The organism is Mycobacterium sp. PS03-16, from assembly GCF_004570325.1.
GTDB lineage: Bacteria > Actinomycetota > Actinomycetes > Mycobacteriales > Mycobacteriaceae > Mycobacterium.
Genome location: NZ_SPQO01000068.1, coordinates 1 through 4276, shown reverse-complemented (window position 1 = coordinate 4276; position 4276 = coordinate 1). Strand labels below are relative to the sequence as shown.

Here is a 4276-nt window from a genome sequence, read left to right as displayed (position 1 = left end):
GCGGGAGGCGACCACCGCCGACCCGGCCAGCAGCGCCCCACCGGGCCGGTCGGCCAGCGCGGCCAGCGCCGCGGCTTGCAGGCCGAGCACGACGATCAGCGCGACCGCGCCCGCCGGGCCGATGGTGCCGCTCTTCATCACGTGCAGGCTGCGGTCGCGGTCATACGACGCGGTCAGCCCGTCGACCGTGTCGGACAGCCCGTCGAGGTGCAGGCACCGGCTGCCCAGCGCCAGCGCACCGACCGCCAGCAGCCCGGTGATCAGCGGCGCGAGCCCGACCGTGTTGCCCGCCAACACGATCCCCGCCGTGACCGCGCCGAGGGGTAGCGCCGCGAGCGGCGCCAGCAGCATCGCCGTCCTGGCGGTCGCGCGGTCCACCCGCCGCGGCGCACCCACCGGCAGCACGGTCAGCGTGCCGGCCGCCAGCCGCCAGCCGTCGGAGATGCTCACCCCGGCATCAGGTCGGTCAGCAGCGCGGTGTGGCCGAGCACCGCGGCGGCGCTGCGCAGCACCGGCACGGCGGCCACCGCACCGGACCCCTCGCCGAGGCGCAGTTCGAGGTCGAGCAGCGGTGTCAGCCCGAGTTTGTCGAGCGCGAGGGACTGGGCGGGTTCTGTGGACCGGTGACCGGCGGTGAACCACGCCGCGGCCCCGGGCGCGATGCGTTCGGCGGTCAGCGCGCAGGCGACCGCCATCAGCCCGTCGAGCAGCACCGGCACCCCGCGGCGCGCCGCGGTCAGCAGATAACCGGTCGACGCGGCGAGGTCGGCGCTGCCGAGCGCGGCCAGCGTGGCCACCGGATCGGCGGCCCGGTCCCCGATCCGGCTCAGCGCGGTGTCGACGACCGTGGTCTTGTGCCGCAGCCCGGCGTCATCGAGACCGCTGCCGCGGCCCACCACGTCGGCGGCGGACAGCCCGAGCGCAGCGGCCACGAGAGCCGCTGCGGGGGTGGTGTTCCCGATTCCGAGGTCGCCGCTGAGCAGCAGGTCGGCGCTGGTGGCGATCTCGTGGCGGGCCACCGCCTCACCCGCGGCCAGGGCGGCGCGCACTTCGTCATCGGTGAGCGCGTCCTCGAGGTGGATCGCGCCACTGGACCGGCGCACCTTGTGGCGCTGCAGCGCGGTGCGCACGGCGGCGGGCAGGTCCGCGAAGTCGTCGTCGACGCCGAGGTCGAGCACGCGCACCGTGACACCGTGCGCGGCGGCCAGCGCGTTGGTGGCCAGCTGACCGTTCAGCGCGGCCCGCACCGTGGCCGCGGTGATCGACGACGGAAACGCCGAGACACCGTGCCCGGCGACGCCGTGGTCGCCGGCGAAGATCACCAGCCGCGGATGGGCCGGCTCCCGGGGTGGAACCCGGCGCTGCACGGCGGCCAGCCACACCGCGGCCCGCCCGAGTCGGCCCAGCGCGCCGGGCGGCGTGGCCAGCGCGGCCAGCCGGGCGGCGGCCTCGGCGGCGGTCTCCGGACACGGTGGTGCGACGGGCGCATCCGAGACCACGTCGTGGCGGACGCCCTGTGACGTCCCCAGGCGCGGCGGCGGTGCGCTGCCTGCGTAGGCGTGGGCGGCGTCGGCGAATCGCTGCGCGAGGTGCGGGTGACCGGCCCAGTGCACGTGCAGGTACGCGGCGTGCAGTGTGGGGCCCGCGACGCCGTCGGCGCCGCCGGGCAGCGTCCACGCGGCGTCACCGGCAGCGTCGGGGTCGAGTGTGGTTGCGGTGCGGTGGAACTCGTGCCCCGTGACCTGCTCGCCCGCGGCGGTGAGTACGGAGTCGGCGGGTGCGGTCGCGGTGCGGTAGCCCAGGGTCAGGCGCGGGGTCATCGCCGCGGCGGCGTTGACGGCGCCGATCACCGGGACGTCGTCGAGGGTGCGGCACAGGTAGGTCAGGCCCGCACACTCCGCCACCGTCGGCACGCCGTCGTCGATCGCGGCCCGCAACTCACCGATCAGTGCGGTGTTGCAGGCGAGTTCCCCGACGTGCACTTCGGGGAATCCGCCGCCGAGGTAGACGGCCGACGTGCCGGCCGGCAGCGCGGGGTCGGTGAGCGGGTCGAACTCGACGACGTCGCATCCGGCGGCGCGCAGCAGTTCCTCGGTCTCGGCGTAGCGGAACGTGAACGCGCGGCCGCCGGCCATCGCGACCACCGGCCGCGCACCCGATGGCGCCCGCACCTCGTCGGCCGGATTCCATGGCGCGCCCGCCAACGGGGCCGCGTCACGGGCGATCTCGAGGACGGCGTCCAGGTCGACGTGCTCGTCGATGAGCCGGGTCAGCGACGCCAGCGTCGCCGCCGACTCGGCCCGCTCCGCGGCGGGCACCAGCCCGAGGTGCCGCGACGGGGTCTCCACCCCGGCGTCGCGGCCCAGCACGCCGAGCACAGGTATGCCGGTGCGCGCCAGCGCCTCCCGCACCTCATCGGAGTGCCGCGTGGTCCTGGCCTTATTGAGGATGACGCCGGCGATCCGGGCCGCCGGGTCGAACGCGGCGAGCCCGGCCACCACCGCGGCGTGGGTGCGCGAGGCGTGTGAGATGTCGACGACCACGATCACCGGCGACGACGTCAACGCGGCCACGTGCGCGGTCGACGCCTCTCCGGCGGCACCGAGTCGCCCGTCGAACAGGCCCATCACCCCCTCGATCACGGCGACGTCGGCACCGGCGGCCCCGTGCAGCAGCAGCGGGACGATCCGGTCGGCGCCGGCCAGGAACGGGTCCAGGTTGCGGCCCGGCCTCCCGGTGGCCAGCGCGTGGTAGCCCGGGTCGATGTAGTCGGGGCCCACCTTGTGGCCGGAGACGGTCAGCCCGCGCGCGCTCAGCGCCGCCATCAGCCCGGTCGCGACGGTGGTCTTGCCGTGCCCGGAACCCGGTGCGGCAACGACGATCCGGGGCAGCGTGGTACTCACCACTCGATGCCTCGCTGCCCCTTCTGGCCCGCGTCCATCGGATGCTTGACCTTGGCCATCTCGGTGACCAGGTCCGCGATCTCGGTGAGCTTCGGGTCGGCGCGCCGGCCGGTGATCACGACGTGCTGGCGGCCGGGCCGCTGCGCGAGCGTCTCGACCACGTCGTCGATGTCCACCCAGCCCCAGTTGATCGGGTAGGTGAACTCGTCGAGGACGTACAGGTCGTGCGCCTCGGCGGCCAGGCGGCGTTTGATCTCCTGCCAGCCTTCGGCGGCGGCGGTGGCGTGGTCCTCCTCGCTGCCCGCCTTGCGGGTCCACGACCAGCCCGAGCCCATCTTGTGCCATTCGACGGGTCCGCCCTCACCGGTCTCGGCGTGCAGCGCGCCGAGGCGTTCGAGCACGCTCTGCTCCCCGATGCGCCACTTGGCGGACTTCACGAACTGGAACACCCCGATCCGGAAGCCCTGGTTCCACCCGCGCAGCGCCAGGCCGAACGCGGCGGTCGACTTCCCCTTCCCGTCGCCGGTGTGCACCATCAGCAGCGGCCGGTTGCGGCGCTGTCGGGTGGTGAGGCGGTCGTCGGGCACCGTGAGCGGTTGACCCTGCGGCATCAGGCGGCCCCTTCCGTGCGTCCCGTCGCATCGCGCACGATGCCGGTGAGCGCCTCGGCGGTCACCTCGGCCAACCCGACGTGGTCGGCGTCCATGTGCCGGGCCAGCGTCTGCGCCAGCCCCATCCGCATCCGGCCGGTCTCGCAGTCCACCACTACCGCGGCAAGGCCCTGTGCCGCAAGGTGTTCGGCGGCGCGGCGGGACCGCTCGACCGCGTCGGGTCCCGCGGTGGCGCGGCCGTCGGTCACCACCACCAGCAGCGGCCGCCGGGACGGATCCCGCAGCCGTTCCCGGCGGACCAGGTCGGCGGCCTCGGCCAGGCCCTCGGCCAGTGGGGTGCGGCCCCCCGCGGGCAGGTCGTCGAGCCGGCGGGCGGCGGCGTCGACCGACCGGGTGGCGGGCAGCGCGACGGTGGCGCCGCGATCACGGAACGTCACCAGCGCGACGCGATCGCGCCGCCGGTAGGCGTCGAGCAGCAGGGACAGGATCGCGGTCTTGACCTCCTGCATCCGCTTGCGCGCGGCCATCGAACCCGAGGTGTCGACGACGAACAGCACCAGGTTGGCCTCGCGGCCCTCCCGGACGGCATGGCGCAGGTCGGTCGGCCGCAGCAGCAGGCGCCCACCGGTGCGGCCGCGGGCGATCTGGTGCGGCGCCGCGGCGCGCACGGTGTCGAGCAGGTGGATCCCGGTGCCCGCGGTGGGCGACGGGGTGGCGCCGACGCGGCGACCGCCCGCGGTCCTGGCCCGGCTGCGCCGCCCG

General features: G+C 75.4%; 4 protein-coding genes. All 4 read right to left on the bottom strand.

All coding sequences use genetic code 11. The annotated features are described in order from the left end of the window. Positions 1-450: adenosylcobinamide-GDP ribazoletransferase (locus E4P42_RS26620; RefSeq protein WP_209305889.1), on the bottom strand; the 450-nt coding region annotated here is incomplete at its 3' end. Then, entirely contained in the window at positions 447-2903 is a 2457-nt protein-coding gene (locus E4P42_RS27260) for a cobyrinate a,c-diamide synthase (RefSeq protein WP_245234254.1), read from the bottom strand. The genes E4P42_RS27260 and E4P42_RS26620, both read right to left, overlap by 4 nt. Beyond that, a complete protein-coding gene (gene cobO, locus E4P42_RS27530) occupies positions 2900-3514 on the bottom strand; it encodes a cob(I)yrinic acid a,c-diamide adenosyltransferase (protein ID WP_245234253.1) in 615 nt (204 codons plus the stop codon). The genes E4P42_RS27260 and cobO overlap by 4 nt, the downstream gene beginning before the upstream one ends. Further along, a partial coding sequence (locus E4P42_RS26610) for a VWA domain-containing protein (protein ID WP_135129629.1) occupies positions 3514-4276 on the bottom strand: 763 nt, incomplete at its 5' end. The genes cobO and E4P42_RS26610, both read right to left, overlap by 1 nt.